Raw genomic sequence first — 17180 nt, 5'->3', positions numbered from 1 at the left:
CAATGCCACCCCGTCGCCGCCGCTGCAACGGCTGTCCGTCGCGGCATATCGCAACCTGATTCGTGGTCTAGCTCTCGCCGCGTTAATGCCGGATTAACCCTGAATTCTAGGTGGACTCCCTGTCGCGTCCAATTTCGGTATTCTGCTACTGCCTGACCGTCCGCTCTATACCGGAAACAGAGCCATTCTTCGAATCGAACCTGATTCCCGCATTCCTGGGCAACGTCAAGCCAAAGCAGCGCAATTCGTGGCAAAAAAACGAATCAATCAAAGATTCTGATGCCTTTTTCGCATTTTGGCCCGTCACGCTCCCCGGTGATTGCGTTTTGCGTTCAAGAGCGATTCGCACGCCCCGATAGAATGCCGAAACCCTCAATGAGCGCCTCGGTTGCCTGGAGATTGCTCAGCTCCGCCTGAATCTCGACCAGGTGCCGTGCATCCTCTTCGTTCCATTCATTGGCCAGTGCCAGTTCGGCCGCTTTCAGCTCTTTATGTAGAGAGCCTGCGCGCCTGTGCAAGTAGAGCGTCTGCGCAAAGGCTTCCCGCGCATCATCAAGCGCCGCGTTTTCGAGCGCCGTCCAGAGATAGGCAGACTTGACCCGCGCTTCCGCCTGCTGCCAGACAGGGAAAAGCCCGTCAGCGTCGATTTTCTTCAGGAGAAGCTCACGATCATGGGTGGGATTGTGCGCAACTGCGTCGAGGATCGCCATGCGCAGCCGTCCAAGTTCCGCACTTGCCAGCAGCATCTGATCTACTGCGTCAAAGTACTCATCAATCAGCGACGGATGGTTGACCAGTGACACAAGCAGGGCTGCTTCCCGCAGCGGCATCGCCGGCTTGGCACTGCGCACCATTGCCGAACGCGCAAGACTTTCGGAAACGGCGAGCCGCCCTGAGGCGCCGCCCGGCCGTCCGGCCGCAGCCCGCCCGCGACCACCGGCATTGCTGCCATCACGGAAGCCCCGCTGCCCCCCTCGCTGGGCTTGACTGTTACCGAAGAATGCACGCGCACGCTCCCGCATGTCCTGGCTGTAATGCCGCTTGAGATTTTCGTCGCCGATCCTCGAAGTCAGTGCCTGCAGGTTGCGCTCCAGTTCCGCGCGACGTTCCGGTGTGTCAAAAACCTTGCCAGAGGTTTCCCGCATCCACAGCATGTCGGCCAGAGGGCGCGCTCCGTTCAGAACGGCAGCAAAGGCATCCGGCCCCCTCCTCCCGCACGAGATCGTCCGGGTCCTTTCCTTCCGGCAATAGCGCAAAGCGCAGGCTCCGCCCAGGTTGAACCAGCGGCAGAGCCAGATCGGCTGCGCGCCACGCTGCGCGCAACCCGGCCTCGTCACCATCAAAGCACAGTACGGGCTCGCCCGACATGCGCCAGAGCAGGTCAAGCTGGTTTTCCGTCAGCGCCGTACCCAGTGGAGCAACGGCATTTTCGAAACCCGCCTGCGCGAGCCCGATCACGTCCATGTAGCCTTCGACCGCAATCACCGTCTCGCCCTTGGCCGCAGATCGCCGTGCCCGCGCCAGATTGTAGAGCACGGTGCCCTTGTGAAAGAGCTCGGTATCGGGTGAGTTCAGGTATTTTGCGGGAATATCCTTCGACATGGCACGCCCGCCGAACGCGATCACCCGCCCCCGGGCATCCTCGATCGGGAACATGATACGGTCGCGGAAGCGGTCATAAGAAACTGGAATATCGGGACCGTGAACCACGAGTCCGCAAGCCTCGATCTGTTCTTTGCTCACCCCCTTGCCGGCGAGGTATTCCTTCAGTGCGTTACGGCTCGAGGGCGCGTAGCCGATCCGAAAGGCCTGCTGTGTCGCACTGGACAGGCCCCGCCCCCGCAGATAGGCGCGTGCCTCTGCCCCGTTCTGCTGCTGTAGCATGCCCTGAAAAAAATCAGCTGCCATCTCCATGACTTCGGAAAGGGTTGCACGCTGCTGCTCTCGGCGCTCTGCCTGCGGATCGCGCTGAGGCATGGGCACACCCGCCATGTCAGCCACGCGCTCCACCGCTTCTGGAAAACTGATACCATCAAGCTCGGAGAGAAAACGGAAGTGATCTCCCGAAACGCCGCAGCCGAAACAATGGTAGCGTCCCTTGCGGTCTTCACAGTGAAAACTCGGGGTGTTCTCACCATGAAACGGACAACAGGCCCAATAGTCGCCCCGCGACGCATTCGTCTTGCGACGATCAAAGGTCACGCGTGCTCCGATGACCTGCGAAATCGGCACGCGGTCGCGAAGTTCGTCCAGAAAGGAGTTTGGAAAGCGCATTTTTGTTCCTGCCCTGCCCCCTCATATAAGCATGAACCACAACAATCGCGACCCCGGGCAACGCTTCTTACCGGTATTCACAGCCCAGCCGGAACAAACCGTTTCGGAATACAACTTAACCGATTGTTCAAGACAGCAGTGCTAACCCGTTCACCCTGCTGGCATTCAGCCCGGCAACCAAGCCTTTCACACGTCAAACTCTCAGGGATGGACGAACCAGCGTGCTTACGGTCTACAACTGCATCGTCAATGAACACGATTTGAAGCTGGTTCTCCTGGCTGGCGGCCTCGGTGCACTGGCATCATTCGCAGCCGTCATATTGCTGCGTCACCTGCGCAAGACCTCGGGACAGACTAGGCTCTTATGGATCACGGTGGCGGCGATCTGTTTCGGATTCGGTGTCTGGGCTACCCATTTTGTGGCCATGCTGGCCTTCTCCCCCTCCCTTCCCACCGCCTATGACGTCCCGTTGACGACCGCCTCGCTTGTGCTTTCAATGCTGCTCAGCGGCATCGGAATGGCCGTCGCTACCAGCCGGCGTTCGCTGGAGCATTCTCTTGTCGGTGGTGCGGTCCTTGGTGCGGGAATCGCTGTCATGCATTTTACGGGCATGATGGCTTTCGAAGTACAGGGGCCGCCTCGAATGGGACATGGGGCTTGTCGCTGCTTCGCTGATCTCCGGCGTGGCCCTTGGAGCATTGGCAATCCGGATCGCTCTGGTGCGCAGCTCGGAAGTCCGAAACATCGCTGCAAGCCTGACACTGACACTGGCAATATGCTCGATGCACTTCACCGCAATGGGGGCTGTTTCCATCGTCCCGGATCCGGCAATCGAGATCTCCCAGTTTTCGGTCCCCTCTGCCTGGCTGGCCGGCGCCGTCACGCTTGCCGCGTTCATGATATTCGCGCTCACGGCTCTGGCCCTTTGGGTCGACATCCGGGACAAACGGCGCGCCAATATGGAAGAGCGCCGGATGCGCGGCCTTGCCAACGCGGCACTGGAAGGGCTTCTCGTGTGCGACGACACGGTTATCGTTGCTGCCAACCAGAGTCTGGCAAAATTATGTGGACGATCCGTCGAAGAACTTGCCGGCATTGAATATCCCTCGATTTTCGGTTCCATCGGAAAAAACCGGACCATCGGAGACGAACCCGTCTGGGAAACGACACTCCAGCATGCAGACGGCTCCAGCTACCCGGTAGAACTCCTGTCCCGGGTGATCGATTATCTCGGCAAGCCCCACACCGTTATCGCCGTCAGAGACCTGCGCGAACGGAAGAAAGCCGAAGCCGATATCCGCCGTCTGGCCATGCACGACACGCTCACCGGTCTTCCGAACCGCCGCAGTTTTACAGCCCGTCTGCAAGAGGAAATGGAGGTCCTTCCCGAAGACAGGTCCATCGCCCTGCTGTGCCTGGATCTCGACCGCTTCAAAGAGGTGAATGACCTGTTTGGCCATGCAGCGGGCGACGCCATGTTACAAAAGGTTGCCGAAAACGCGGGCCGTGTTCTTGGCGAGAACCAGATGCTTGCCCGCCTTGGCGGCGACGAGTTCGCCATCATCGCTCCCGGACTGAGCGATCCTGACGAAGCGGCTGAACTTGCAGAAAAAATACTGGAAGCCTTCCGCACCGAAAACGAAACCGCCGCCAGCGAAGGCCTGATGTCGACCAGCATCGGCATCGCCGTCTACCCGGAAGATGCGAAGGACCAGGAAACGCTGATCAATCACGCGGATACGGCACTCTATCGCGCGAAATCCGAAGGCCGGGACACCTATCGGTTCTACGAAGATGCCATGGGGAAGGAAGCCAGATCCCGCAGGACCATGGAGCACGAACTGCGCCACGCGGTCTCTAGGAAGGAATTCCACCTGGTCTACCAGCCCCAGAAGAAGCTCGATAACGGAGAACTCATTGGTTATGAAGCGCTGTTGCGCTGGCAACATCCCGAACGCGGCAATGTTTCTCCCGCCATTTTCATCCCGGTAGCGGAGGAGAGCGGTGCCATCGTCTCGATCGGAGAATGGGTGCTGCGAACCGCCTGTGAGGCAGCAGCCGGGTGGGACAACGATCTGATGGTCGCCGTGAACGTCTCTGCCGTACAACTGCATAGCGTGCACTTCCCGCAATCCGTGCATCGGATTCTTCTGGAAACCGGCCTCTCACCAAGCCGCCTCGAGATCGAGATCACCGAGACCGCGCTGGTGCGAGACATGCACAGGGCGCTCACAGCACTGCGGCAGCTGAAATCGCTGGGCATTCGCGTGGCCATGGATGATTTCGGAACCGGCTATTCATCCCTTTCCAATCTGCGGGCGTTCCCGTTCGACAAGATCAAGATCGACGGTAGCTTCATCCGCCAGGTGGATACCAACGAACAGGCAGCCACCATTGTACGCGCCGTTCTGGGCATCGGACGCGGCCTTGGACTGCCCGTGCTGGCCGAAGGCGTGGAGACCTCCGGAGAGATGAGCTTTCTGGCCAGGGAGCTTTGCCAGATCGGTCAGGGCTACTATCTCGGTCGCCCGAGCTCACTGGAAGAGTTCGATCAAGGCGGAGCATCGGGCGACAGCGCTTCGGGCGTGAGCGCAGCCTGAACCACGTGATCGGTTCGCTGCCGGTCCGCACTGTCCAGAAAAAACAAGGGCGGCTCGTGGCCGCCCGTTAACGTTCGCGTCCGCAGCCGGCGTTAACGCAGCATGCCTTTGACGATGCCGCTCGCCTTGCCAAAATCCATGCGGCCGGGGAACTTTTCCTTCAAAACGTTCATGCACCGCCCCATGTCGCGCAATCCGTCAGCACCAACTTCGTGTACCACCTGGGCACAGGCCTGCTTGAGATCGTCCTCACCAAGCGGTTTTGGAAGGAATTCGGTTATGATCTCGATTTCCTCACGCTCCTGCTCGGCAAGTTCAAGACGATTGCCCTCTTCAAAGGCTTTTGCCGATTCCTGACGCTGCTTTGCCATCTTGGAAAGAATCTGAAGGATTTCATCATCGCTCACAGGATCCTTGCCAGCACCACGATTGGCAATGTCACGGTCCTTGATCGCAGTCTGAACCAGTCGCAGCGTTGAAAGCCGGCGCTTGTCTTTCTGTTTCATGGCGTCGTTCAACGCCTTGGCGAGCTTGTCGCGCATCATAACACCTGTTTTCCGTCGCTGGTGTGAACATAGCCTCGGTCAATCCGCGAAGCAAGTACCAATGCCACAATAAGCCATTGTAAACATTGATATAATTATTTTACGCCATCGACTGACCCAATCGAAGGCCCTGCCTCCTGTCCACGATCTGCGCAGACAAACCGGCTTCAACTGGATTATGCTAATCATTTCCGGCCTTGGCCCAGCTCACTTCGGGGGCGGATATGGCCCATGCGGGAGGTTCTTTCAAGCCCCTCACCTCGCAACCCTCTTGCGTTTGGCCGCGAAAAGTGAGAACCGGTCTGCTCGCAGATCATGTTATAGGCACCCAAACCGCACGCTGGCCATCTGGCTGCGACCGCGTCCGTGAACACGAATGGTGGAGAATTCCCATGGCAACCAACACTGCTCCCTGGAGCACGAGCCGGCCCACAGCCCTGATAGTGCTGGCTGACGGCACCGTGATAGAGGGCAAGGGCCTGGGTGCCAGCGGTGAAGCGGTGGGCGAGCTCTGCTTCAACACTGCCCTGACCGGGTATCAGGAAATCCTCACAGACCCCTCCTATGCGGGACAGATCATCACCTTCACCTTTCCACATATCGGCAATGTAGGCGCCAATGACGAAGACATCGAAGATCTTCATCCCGCGGCAAGGGGCCGGTGCGGTCGGAGCGGTTCTGCGTGCCGAAATCACGAACCCATCAAATTATCGTTCCGGTAACCATCTCGACGCCTGGCTGAAGCGGCGCGGCCTTGTCGGCATCAGTGGTGTGGACACGCGCGCCCTTACCGCACGCCTCAGAGAGAAGGGTGCCGCCAATGCCATCATTGCCCACCAGCCGGATGGAGATTTCGATATCGAAGCGCTCAGGGCCAGAGCGCGCGAATGGCCGGGCCTTGTCAATCTCGATCTGGCGAAAGAGGTCACCTCGGGCCAGACACAGAGCTGGGACGAGACACCCTGGGTCTGGGATGAGGGGTACGGAGCACAGGAGGCCCCGAAACACCACATTGTGGCCGTTGATTATGGTGCCAAACGCAACATCCTTCGGCTGCTTTCTGGACTTGGAGCCAAAGTCACAATCGTACCGGCAAAAACTTGCGCCGCTGACATTCTGGCCCTGAAACCCGATGGGATTTTCCTTTCGAACGGTCCGGGGGACCCGGCAGCAACTGCCGAATATGCGGTACCGATGATCCGCGAACTTCTGGAATCGGAAATTCCCATGTTCGGAATTTGCCTGGGTCATCAGATGCTGGCACTCGCCCTCGGCGCGAAGACGGTGAAAATGCATCAGGGGCATCACGGAGCCAACCACCCGGTAAAGGACTTCACCACCGGCAAGGTGGAGATCGTTTCAATGAACCATGGTTTCGCCGTGGATGGAGACACGCTGCCCGAAGGCGTGGAGGAGACGCATGTCTCGCTCTTCGACGGCAGCAATTGCGGTCTTGCGATCACCGGACGTCCAGTGTTTTCGGTTCAGCATCATCCCGAAGCCTCGCCCGGACCGCAGGATTCCCACTATCTGTTTCGCCGGTTTGCAAACCTCATTCGCGAACGGCAGGGCGAGCCGGCATTGACGGAATAAATACAGCAAGGGCGGCTCCAGGGCCGCCCTTCTCAATTTTCGTGCGCTTCGCCGTCAGGTCGAGAGACGCAACCGGACGATCTGTTCACCGATCTTCTCGAACACGTCCTTCAATTGCCGGCTCGAAGGCGTGTCGAAATACTGATCCGGTCGGCTGGCACACGACCGCATCATGCTGCCGGTCCCCGTGTCGCGCACCTCAAGCCGGATGGTATAGATGTCGACACCGCTTTCCTTGGCGAAATTGCACGCCTCGAGCGTCTTGTTGTTCATGAGACGCGTTGATTTGCTGCCGCTTGCATTCACTTCGCCATCAAGCCGGCCATCGATCATGTAGCCATAGCTCGAATAACGGGAGCGAAGTCGGTTTCCCATGACACCGAATGTGTTGGCACCATCGGTTAGAACCACCATGATCTTGATCAGTCCGTTTTCGGGGTCGCCACCAGCAAAGGGCTCCTGCTGGGAAAGAACCCGCGCGCCCCAGGCTACCCCTTCCGTGACGTTGGTGTTGCCCTTGGCCTCGAAGTCGTTCACCTTCCTTTTCAGCAGCCTATAATCATTGGTCAGAGGCGTCAGCGGTTCTGAATCGCACATGTAGTTCGGACCATAGCCACCCGTGCGAAAATCCAGACCAAGCTTATCCAAAACACCACCGAGCAGGTCGAAGCCGTATTTTTCAAGCTTCGCCTTGGTCGCCAGAGGCCCGGTGTCCCAGGGATTCACACTCGAATTGATGTAATTGTTGCTGTAGTAGCGCGGTTCATCGATCGCAAAGGACGGCACAAAAAGTGTTGCCGGATCATTGGGATCCACTGCTGTATCGGCCACGTCATGGCGAGCATTGCCATCGCGCATGCGGGTTTCCACACAGCCTTTCCATTCATACCCAAGATTGTGGTAGGCTTGGAAACGGCTAATGCCGGTTTTAAGCTCAAGCTGGGGTATCTCGCTGGCGCCTTCCAGATCGAGCCAGGGCCGCTCCCGTCCCCTCGATCATTTTCCCCTTTTTGTCGAACTTGGGCGCATATTGCGGGCCGACATTGACGAATGCGGAAAACGGTACAAGCGCAAACCGTAGCCGTTCGGGATCGTTCACCTGATCGGAAATGTTGTCGATGAGATTCTTGACGGCTTTCTTCATGTCCCGGAGCTTGCGACCACGCATGGAGCCGGTCGTGTCGAGAACCAGTGCGATCTCATAGGAGATGAGCGCGACATCAGCCTTGGAAACCGCGCCAACGGCCATCTTGTCCTTGCCAAAAAAATGACCGAAGTAGAGATCCACGTCCACATCGGCAGAGACCGTTACCGATTGATCTTCCCGCGTCACCACCAGTGACTTGAACTCCATCGGCAAATTGCCCGCGAGATACTCCCGCGCAATTTCCTGTGCCTCGGAATTGGAGATCTTCTTGCCCTTCTGGGCCACGGCCAGAGCAGCACTATCGAGGCTGTTTTGAAGCCCGGCACGGACGCGGCTCAGATTGCTGTAGTCGACCGCGAAGCCCGCACCGCTAGCAATCACAAAGAGTGCGGGGATCGTCATCAACGCAAAATTGCCGGCTCTGTCAGTGCCGAAGTCTTTGCACAGACGTGTTCCTTGGCGCAAAACGCGCTTAAGCAGAGAAACCATTTGCCCACCCAAAATTATTCGTTGGCGGCAAAGTAGTTTCAGGCTTTTAAAATCACGTTAAACGCGCGGTTGCAATTTTACATGCGAAAATTACGGGTTGAATACCGGTCTTGTGGGCGAAAAAAGAACCTGATCAGCCATAACAGGGAGAAGCCAAACAGAGGGCCGGCCCCCGCCCAGAGCCAGCCAGCGGGCGTCAACGGAACAGCCGGCTCATAATCCTCCAGCGCCCCTTGCAGGGTTGAAGGGTCTGGAGATCGAACCACAACCACTGGCCGCAAAACCGGCGGCGAAGCGTCGAAAGCAAGAGATTGTCGCTCCAGATCTTCCAGGCGGCCGATGGCCTTCCTCACCGAGTTGACACGATCCTGAAAGAACGCATCGCCCGTCCGCTCATAAGCAAAAAACGCCTGCTCCCGCGAAAGATCATTCGCCGCCGCATCCGCATCGAACGCTTCAACAACACGCGTCAACTCATCGAGAGCACCGTTCAGACGCTGGCGATATTGCTGCGCGAACTCTGGGGCCTGCGACGTTACCAGGCCGCTGAGCACCGCCACGGCAATGCCGAGAATTCGTCCCAGTCCAAACATGTTCGGATCCACCTCCTGGCTGCCAGCAGAACAGCCGGTATCGAGCTAGATCGGATCGTTGAACGTATCGCAATCAGCCAGCCGTCCGCTTTTGAGCCCCCGCGCAAACCATGTGCGCCGCTGCTGCGACGTGCCATGATTGAAACTCTCCGGAACCACATATCCGCGACTGCGACGCTGAAGCGTATCATCACCAATCTGATTGGCGGCATTGAGAGCTTCCTCGATATCTCCTTCTTCGAGGAGCCCCTTCTGGGCAGTGTAGTGGGCCCAGATACCGGCGAAGCAATCAGCCTGCAACTCCACCCGGACCGACATCGCATTGGCCTCGGCCTGGCTCATCCGTTGGCGCATCTGGTTGAAACGAGGCAGAATGCCGGTCACATTCTGCACGTGATGCCCTACCTCATGCGCCACGACATATGCCTGGGCAAAATCGCCAGAAGCCTCGAACCGACGCGCAAGCTGATCGAAAAAGCCGAGGTCGAGATACACCTTCTCATCCCCGGGACAGTAAAACGGGCCGGACGCGGAAGAAGCAAATCCACAGGCCGAACGCACCGAATCGGTGAAAAGCACCATCGAAGGTTCCCGGTATTCGAGTCCCTGAGACCTGAAAATCCCGTTCCAGGTGTCTTCGGTTTCGGCAAGCACCACGCTGACGAACTGCTTCATCTCGTCACTTGCACCGCTTGACTCCGTTCGCTGCACCGTCGTGGGCCCGCCGTCACCCGGGTCACCAGCCAGCATCTCCAGCGGATCGATGCCACAGGCACGCAAAGCGAAGAACAAGACCACCAGAACGACGATACCCGAAAGCCCGCCTCCGGCACGCCTGCTTCCGCCCATCGGAAGCCTTACACGGCTACCGGACCTGCCAAATCCCCCAGGAAAGGAGCTGCCGCCCCCCGAACGTCCACGGCGATCTTCAATGTTCTTGCTTTGGCGGCGGCCTTTCCAGCGCATAGATGCAGTTCCCGATTACTTCCAGTGAACTCTAGTTATCGGCTTATACACAACAACGCTAGAGATTGTTTCTCTCCCCACCGGGCCGAACGAATGCAAGCCGTCAAGGAGCCGCTCTTTGGAGTAGACCGTTGAAATCGTCATTTTCGGGGTTCCGTAAGGCCCGTCCATTGCCTATAAGGCGCGCCTAGCCCGACAATTTTTGCCCGGCCTGCGCGCGGCATACGCCCGTGCGGCGTCGGCTCACACGCGCGAGTGATCTTCCATGCCAAAACGCACCGACATCAAGTCGATCCTGATCATCGGGGCCGGCCCCATCGTCATCGGACAGGCCTGCGAGTTCGACTATTCCGGCACCCAGGCCGTGAAAGCGCTGCGAGAAGAAGGCTATCGCGTCATCCTGGTGAACTCCAACCCGGCCACGATCATGACCGACCCGGAGCTTGCAGACGCCACTTATATCGAACCGATCACGCCTGAAGTGGTCGCCAAGATCATTGCCAAGGAACGCCCCGACGCGCTGCTGCCCACCATGGGCGGCCAGACGGCACTCAACACGGCGCTCAGCCTGCGCCGGATGGGCGTTCTGGAGCGCTACAATGTCGAGATGATCGGCGCCCAGCCAGACGCCATCGACAAGGCCGAAGACCGCTCACTGTTCCGCGAGGCCATGGCGAAGATCGGGCTTGAAACACCGCGCTCGATGCTCGCAAACGCCTCCGACGTCAAGAACGCGGACCGTCAGAAGCACGAGACAAAGCGCCGGGAACTGAAAGAGAAGCTGTCCGGCGAGGCGCTCGACAAGGCGCTGGATGATCTCGAAAACGAATGGAACCTCGGCGAGAGTGATCGCAAGCAGCGCTACATGAACCACGCCATGGGCGTGGCCGCCCAGGCGCTCGACTTTGTCGGCCTGCCCGCCATCATCCGTCCCTCCTTCACCCTCGGCGGCACCGGCGGGGGCATCGCATACAATCGTGAAGAGTTCTTCGAGATCGTCTCTTCCGGTCTCGACGCCTCCCCGACAACGGAAGTCCTGATCGAGGAATCCGTGCTCGGCTGGAAGGAATACGAGATGGAAGTGGTTCGCGACCGCGCGGACAACTGCATCATCATCTGTTCCATCGAAAACGTGGACCCGATGGGCGTGCACACGGGCGATTCCATCACGGTCGCTCCTGCCCTCACGCTGACCGACAAGGAATATCAGATCATGCGCAACGCATCGATTGCGGTGCTGCGCGAGATCGGGGTTGAAACGGGCGGCTCCAACGTGCAGTTCGCCGTCAATCCGGAGACCGGCCGCCTCGTCGTGATCGAGATGAACCCGCGCGTGTCGCGCTCCTCTGCCCTCGCCTCCAAGGCAACGGGCTTCCCCATTGCCAAGGTCGCGGCCAAACTTGCGGTCGGTTACACGCTGGACGAACTGGAAAACGACATTACCGGCGGTGCAACCCCCGCCTCGTTCGAACCGTCCATCGACTATGTGGTCACGAAGATCCCCCGCTTCGCGTTCGAGAAGTTCCCGGGTTCCAAGCCGGTTCTGTCCACGGCCATGAAGTCGGTCGGTGAGGTCATGGCCATCGGCCGTACCTTTGCAGAATCGTTCCAGAAGGCACTGCGCGGTCTGGAGACGGGTCTGACCGGCCTCGATGAAATCGAGATCCCTGGCTACGATCCGGAAGGCGATCCGTCGGAAAACAAGAACGCCATTCGCGCCGCACTCGGCACGCCCACGCCCGACCGCCTGCGCATGGTGGCCGAGGCGATCCGCCTTGGGACAAGCCTCGAAGACGTCCATGCGATGTGCCGCATCGACCCGTGGTTCCTGGAGCAGATCGCCGCGATCCTTGCCATGGAGGAGCGTGTGCGCGAGCATGGCCTGCCGGAAGATGCGGAAAACCTGCGTCTGCTGAAGTCGATGGGCTTCTCCGATGCGCGCCTTGCTTCGCTCACGAAGAAAGAGACGGAAGAGATTCAGAAGAAGCGCCATTCCCTTGGCGTCCGTCCCGTTTACAAACGCATTGACACCTGTGCGGCGGAGTTCGCAGCCCCCACCGCCTACATGTACTCGACCTATGAGCTTCCCTTCGCGGGAGAAGTAGCGGATGAAGCCCGCGTCTCGGACCGCAAGAAGGTGGTGATCCTCGGCGGCGGCCCCAACCGCATCGGCCAGGGCATCGAGTTCGACTATTGCTGCTGTCACGCCGCCTTCGCGCTGGCCGACGCCGGCTACGAGTCGATCATGGTCAACTGCAATCCTGAGACCGTATCCACCGACTACGACACCTCCGACCGCCTCTATTTCGAGCCGCTGACGCCCGAGGACGTTCTGGAAATCCTGCGCGCCGAACAGGCCGCCGGCACGCTGCATGGCGTGATCGTTCAGTTTGGCGGGCAGACGCCGCTCAAACTCGCCGACGCGCTGGAAAAAGCCGGCATCCCGATCCTCGGCACCGCGCCCGACATGATCGACCTGGCCGAAGACCGCGATCGTTTCCAGAAGCTTCTGATCAAACTCGGCCTGAAACAGCCGAAAAACGGCATTGCATACTCCGTCGAGCAGGCACGGGTCGTGGCTTCTGAACTGGGCTTTCCGCTGGTCGTGCGTCCGTCCTATGTGCTGGGTGGCCGCGCCATGCAGATTATCCACAACGAGACAATGCTGCAGACCTATCTGCTCGACACGGTGCCGGGCCTCGTTCCCGAGGAGATCCGCCAGAAATATCCGGCCGACAAGACCGGCCAGATCAACACGCTTCTGTCCAAGAACCCGCTCCTCTTCGACACCTACCTGACCGAAGCGGTCGAAGTGGATGTGGACTGTCTGTCCGATGGCAGCCAGACCTATGTATCCGGCATCATGGAGCACATCGAGGAAGCCGGTATCCATTCGGGCGATTCAGCCTGTTCGCTGCCGGTTCATTCGCTGGATGCGGAACTCGTCGCAGAGCTGGAACGCCAGACGGCGGCCCTTGCCGGGGCCCTCAAGGTCGGCGGCCTGATGAACGTGCAATACGCTGTCAAGAACGGTGAAATTTACGTTCTTGAGGTCAATCCGCGCGCCTCGCGCACCGTACCCTTCGTGGCCAAGACCATCGGGCGCCCGATCGCCAAGATCGCCGCACGCATCATGTCGGGCGAGACACTGGAAAACGCGTTTGCCCATTACGGAACTATGCCCAATGCGCGCGACCTCGGCCATATTGCGGTCAAGGAAGCCGTCTTCCCCTTCGCCCGTTTCCCGGGCGTCGACACGCTGCTTGGACCCGAGATGAAATCCACCGGCGAGGTGATGGGTCTCGACACCGACTACGCGCTCGCCTTTGCCAAGGCACAGCTTGGTGCCGGCGTCGACCTGCCGCGCGAAGGCACTCTGTTCGTGTCGGTGCGCGACGACGACAAGGCCCGCGTCCTGCCGGCGGTCAAGCGGCTCGCCGATGCGGGCTGGCATGTTCTGGCCACCGGGGGCACGGCCCGCTTCCTGCGCGAAAACGGCATCGAGGCGGAGAAGATCAACAAGGTTCTGGAAGGTCGACCACACATTGAGGACGCCATCCGCAACCGTCAGGTCCAGCTCGTCTTCAACTCAACGGACGGCCAGAAGGCCATGTCGGACTCCAAATCGCTGCGCCGCGCCACACTGATGCAGAAAGTGCCCTACTACACCACCATGGCAGGGGGCCGAAGCGGTCGCGGAAGCGATACTCGCATTGAAAGCTGGAAGCCTGGAAGTGCGGCCGCTACAAAGCTACTTTCTCTGACCAATCCGTTCAGACTGCGCGGCCGCCGGTTCCCTGACTGGCGGCCGCATTTTTTTGCGCTGCGTTTTCCCGACATTGCGTGGCTCCGGTGGCTCGATGAGCGTCCACGGCAGCGCCCGTGTTCAGGCGCCACTGGCCAGCGCCGTTTTATCTCTCCCTGATCAAGGCCATCCCAATTATTGCGTCCTGCGACCATCAGACGACCAGATCGATACAATTCGACTGGAATCACATAAGTAAACAGAATTAATAAACGAATAAACAGATAACTGAGACCACCTCAACGAGGTGGGTACCAACCGTTGGTTGCCCAGAAAAAGGCACAGCTTGAATAAGAGAAAACATCCAACAAACTGATGATTTAGAACAATATTCATAATTGCGAATTCTGGAATTGACAATCCACCAATGCAAAACCAGCCCGGCTTCGCGTGGAGAAATCAGGGCCGGCAAGAAAGTAAACACATAAACAAGCCATGCTCGAAATCAATTGCAGAACGCATCGCGACCTCAGTGTCACGAGTTCTTCAAAACCAGCGAATTCGCCCCATTGGCACAAGCCATCGGGGCACGAGTACGGAGCCGTTTTTCGGCCCCATGAACGTTTTCAGCACCCAGGACTTTTTCAGATGACCCCGTTTTCAAGAATTGCCCTTTCTCTTGCTGTCGTGTTGCCTGTGTTGTCAGCATGCACGGATCTGATACCGCTCAAGAAGAAAGTTGTTTCTGTCCCCGTCTCCAAACTCCAGTGGATCCAGATCCCGGGTTCGGGCGGCATCAGATATGCCGATGTCCGTGGCGAGCTGGCAGGCGACGGCCCCTATGAGGCCTTCGTCGTGTACCCAGGTGGCAAGGACACCCCGTACCATTATCACAGGCGATCCGTGCAGGCGGTGGTGCTCAAGGGTACGTTTTACATCAAGGTCGACGGCAAGCGCACGGAGTATCCGGTTGGCTCGTTTTACGAACTGCCGCCTAATCTTGCGCACTACAGCGGTTGCGCTGAAGGCCCCGACTGTCTCCTTTTCCAGTATCAGGATCAGGGTTTCGACTTTGTTCCCATTCGGGAAAAGCGAGTTGCACAATTTCATGAAGCAGAGCGCGCCCCTTCTCGGGCGCGCTCCATTTCCCGCAGCAAAAACCACGCTAATCCTCACGAACATCAGCGGCAGATTTACAAGGGACCGACGGCATTGACGGTTCAGAACGCTCCGATGGCCCTGCACCATCTATGGCCCTTCCGTTCATCTCCCTGCACCCCGGGAACGACACCGAGCCTGCCAACCAATCACATGCCATATCCGGATTCGCCCTGAAGGCCGGTGCGGTTGGAATGCGACGCAGTTCAGGGCAGTTTTCCCCGCGCCTTCGTGCCAAGCCCGGTGTCAGTTGCGAAGGGCCTGTCTGCTTCAACAGGCCTTTCCGCTTGGCGTCGTAATAATAGCCGCGCGCATAAAGCCGCACCGCCCGATCTTCATTGCCTTCCGCCGTGATATAGGCGCCCCTGAGATACTTGACCGCGTATTTGAGATTGGTCTCGGCATCCAGAAGTCCCGAAGCAGGGCCGCGATAGCCCATGGTCTGCGCGGTGTCGTGTCGAATCTGCATCAAGCCCCAATAGATGCGGTTGCGAGCTGCCGGATTGAAATTGCTTTCGCGTTTGACAACACGGCGCACAAGTTGAACGGGCACGTCATAGAAGCGGGCATATTGCGAAATCAGCGCATCCAGTTCTGCGCTGCGCGGCGCCACCGATCGCACAGGCGCACCGGTCTCCAGAGCTGTCAGTGCTGCAGAAGGAGGGCGCTGCCCCGCAAAGGCCTCTGCTGAAATGGGCCCACTGTCGATCTGCGCATCCTGCTCCGCAACAAGGCTGTTGGCGACAATGTCCGCATCCTCGCCATTCTCGGAAAGGCCAGACCGTGCCTGAACATCCGTTTCGGTCGTTCTACACCCGGATGCCAACGGCAACGCAAGAACAAACAGGGCGGCGAAAGTCCGGGAGATCAACGGCAAAACATGCTCCTTCAACAACGCCCCCCAAGCCATCGCGCTTCTAAACCGCAACCAATCCGGTGACAATGCCATGTCAGTAAGGTGTGCGATCACACTTCGTACCAGGCTGTTTCCATGATAGCTTTTCAGGGTAGGAGCAATTGAAACAGCAATGCATCCCACCGGCCGTCACATATTCGAAACCGCTTTCGGGTTCTGCGGTGTGGTGTGGGGCGAGAATGGTCTTTCCCGGCTTGTCCTGCCTTCAAAATCCGCCCAGCATGTAGAAGAGCAGCTTGCAACCAACTTACATGGGCCGGTTTTATCGCCACCGCATCAGGTGGTGGCCCTGATCGCTTCCATCCAGCGCTATTTCCACGGTGAACTCGAGGACTTCTCAAACGTCCCGCTCGATTTTACCGGGACTCCTCCGTTTCACCGGACGCTTTACACCGCGATGCGAAGGCTCGGGTATGGCGAAACGACGACATATGGCGATCTATGCAAAAGTGTCGGTTTCCCTACAGCCGCCCGCGAGACCGGGGCGGCCATGGGACGGAATCCTGTGCCCCTCATCATACCCTGCCACCGGGTTCTCGCTGCAGGCGGCAGAATCGGTGGTTTCTCCGCAGATGGTGGCGTGAGGATGAAACGGCGAATGCTCGCTCTCGAAAGGGCGCGCCCTCCCCTGACCGATCCCGCACAAGCCTCATTTCCATTTTAGATTCGGTTGAAACGAAGCGCTTGCGCACAAATCCAAGTAGAGCATAATCGTACCGATTCTGGTTGTATTCGGGATATCGGGGACAGCCACAATCTTGCCGCCAATCGGTCCATTTCTGGGCGGTATTTCTGTTCAGCGTTGAGTTCCATGCGTCAGTGATGTCTCAACCGGCGAGAATTAGATGAACAGCCCTGCCGATCCGAACTTCAAGACCCGCCTTACCGATCCGAAGGCAATGGTCGCCCAGGTAAAGGCCCTTCTTGTGAAGGGCATCCAGCCCGATGAAATTGCGCCGGAACTCTCCAAAATCTACTATGTCGATGTTGATCTTCTCAACGCGGTCCTGCGCGTAGTCAGGAAAATGGCGGCATCAGCGAAAGGGCCCGAAGAGCCAAAGGCGGACGGCCAAAGCGACGGCCAAAACCGCGCAGCCGCCTGACAAAGGATCTGCCGGACGCAAATTTGCTTCAAATTTTCACGGTTCCCCAC

General features: G+C 58.6%; 9 protein-coding genes and 5 pseudogenes. 7 read left to right on the top strand and 7 right to left on the bottom strand.

All coding sequences use genetic code 11. The features are described 5' to 3' along the window. Positions 1–332: 332 nt before the first annotated feature. Positions 333–2274: pseudogene (gene dnaG / locus AB2N04_RS09145) on the bottom strand (DNA primase). 425 nt (positions 2275–2699) lie between these two features. Here dnaG and AB2N04_RS09140 point away from each other — a divergent pair. Both AB2N04_RS09140 and AB2N04_RS09135 read left to right on the top strand, forming a co-directional pair. Continuing rightward, a pseudogene (locus tag AB2N04_RS09140) lies at positions 2700–2888 on the top strand (MHYT domain-containing protein); the annotation flags it as partial. A 37-nt stretch (positions 2889–2925) separates the two neighbouring features. Then, positions 2926–4875: a putative bifunctional diguanylate cyclase/phosphodiesterase gene (locus tag AB2N04_RS09135; RefSeq protein ID WP_367718480.1), complete on the top strand. Its 1950-nt coding sequence runs from the start codon at positions 2926–2928 to the stop codon at positions 4873–4875. A gap of 92 nt (positions 4876–4967) precedes the next feature. Here the strand turns inward: AB2N04_RS09135 and AB2N04_RS09130 are convergent, their stop codons facing one another. Beyond that, positions 4968–5417, bottom strand: coding sequence for a GatB/YqeY domain-containing protein (locus AB2N04_RS09130; protein WP_367718772.1), 450 nt, complete (start codon positions 5415–5417; stop codon positions 4968–4970). Positions 5418–5812: 395 nt separating this feature from the next. Here AB2N04_RS09130 and carA point away from each other — a divergent pair. Then, positions 5813–7013: pseudogene (gene carA, locus AB2N04_RS09125) on the top strand (glutamine-hydrolyzing carbamoyl-phosphate synthase small subunit). A 54-nt stretch (positions 7014–7067) separates the two neighbouring features. On the opposite strand, the gene AB2N04_RS09120 reads toward carA, so the two are convergent. The 4 genes from AB2N04_RS09120 to AB2N04_RS09105 all read right to left on the bottom strand — a co-directional run bounded on the left by AB2N04_RS09120 (position 7068) and on the right by AB2N04_RS09105 (position 10208). Then, positions 7068–7871: a hypothetical protein gene (locus AB2N04_RS09120; RefSeq protein WP_367718479.1), complete on the bottom strand. Its 804-nt coding sequence runs from the start codon at positions 7869–7871 to the stop codon at positions 7068–7070. 76 nt (positions 7872–7947) lie between these two features. Beyond that, positions 7948–8562, bottom strand: a complete 615-nt coding sequence (locus AB2N04_RS09115; protein WP_367718478.1) for a pilus assembly protein TadG-related protein — start codon at positions 8560–8562, stop codon at positions 7948–7950. Between the two features lie 164 nt (positions 8563–8726). Further along, positions 8727–9242: a DUF2937 family protein gene (locus tag AB2N04_RS09110; RefSeq protein WP_367718477.1), complete on the bottom strand. Its 516-nt coding sequence runs from the start codon at positions 9240–9242 to the stop codon at positions 8727–8729. A gap of 45 nt (positions 9243–9287) precedes the next feature. Then, the gene (locus AB2N04_RS09105) at positions 9288–10208 is read right to left on the bottom strand and encodes a neutral zinc metallopeptidase (RefSeq protein ID WP_367718476.1); all 921 of its coding nucleotides are present in this window, start codon (positions 10206–10208) and stop codon (positions 9288–9290) included. 265 nt (positions 10209–10473) lie between these two features. Between AB2N04_RS09105 and carB the strand changes: the two are divergent. Both carB and AB2N04_RS09095 read left to right on the top strand, forming a co-directional pair. Beyond that, positions 10474–13972, top strand: a pseudogene (carB, locus tag AB2N04_RS09100) (carbamoyl-phosphate synthase large subunit). A 476-nt stretch (positions 13973–14448) separates the two neighbouring features. After that, positions 14449–14907, top strand: a pseudogene (locus AB2N04_RS09095) (hypothetical protein); the annotation flags it as partial. A gap of 211 nt (positions 14908–15118) precedes the next feature. Here the strand turns inward: AB2N04_RS09095 and AB2N04_RS09090 are convergent. Next, positions 15119–15988, bottom strand: coding sequence for a transglycosylase SLT domain-containing protein (locus AB2N04_RS09090; protein ID WP_367718475.1), 870 nt, complete (start codon positions 15986–15988; stop codon positions 15119–15121). Positions 15989–16139: 151 nt separating this feature from the next. Between AB2N04_RS09090 and AB2N04_RS09085 the strand changes: the two genes are divergently transcribed. Then, positions 16140–16691 (top strand): methylated-DNA--[protein]-cysteine S-methyltransferase, encoded by a 552-nt coding sequence (locus AB2N04_RS09085; protein ID WP_367718474.1) that lies wholly within the window; start codon positions 16140–16142, stop codon positions 16689–16691. Positions 16692–16872: 181 nt separating this feature from the next. Next, positions 16873–17130: a hypothetical protein gene (locus AB2N04_RS09080; RefSeq protein WP_367718473.1), complete on the top strand. Its 258-nt coding sequence runs from the start codon at positions 16873–16875 to the stop codon at positions 17128–17130. Positions 17131–17180: the final 50 nt, after the last annotated feature.

Origin of the sequence: Nitratireductor sp. GISD-1A_MAKvit, assembly GCF_040819555.1 — a bacterium.
Taxonomy (GTDB): domain Bacteria; phylum Pseudomonadota; class Alphaproteobacteria; order Rhizobiales; family Rhizobiaceae; genus Nitratireductor.
Note: the sequence above shows the minus strand (reverse complement) of the source record. Positions and strands in the feature narration are given on the sequence as shown.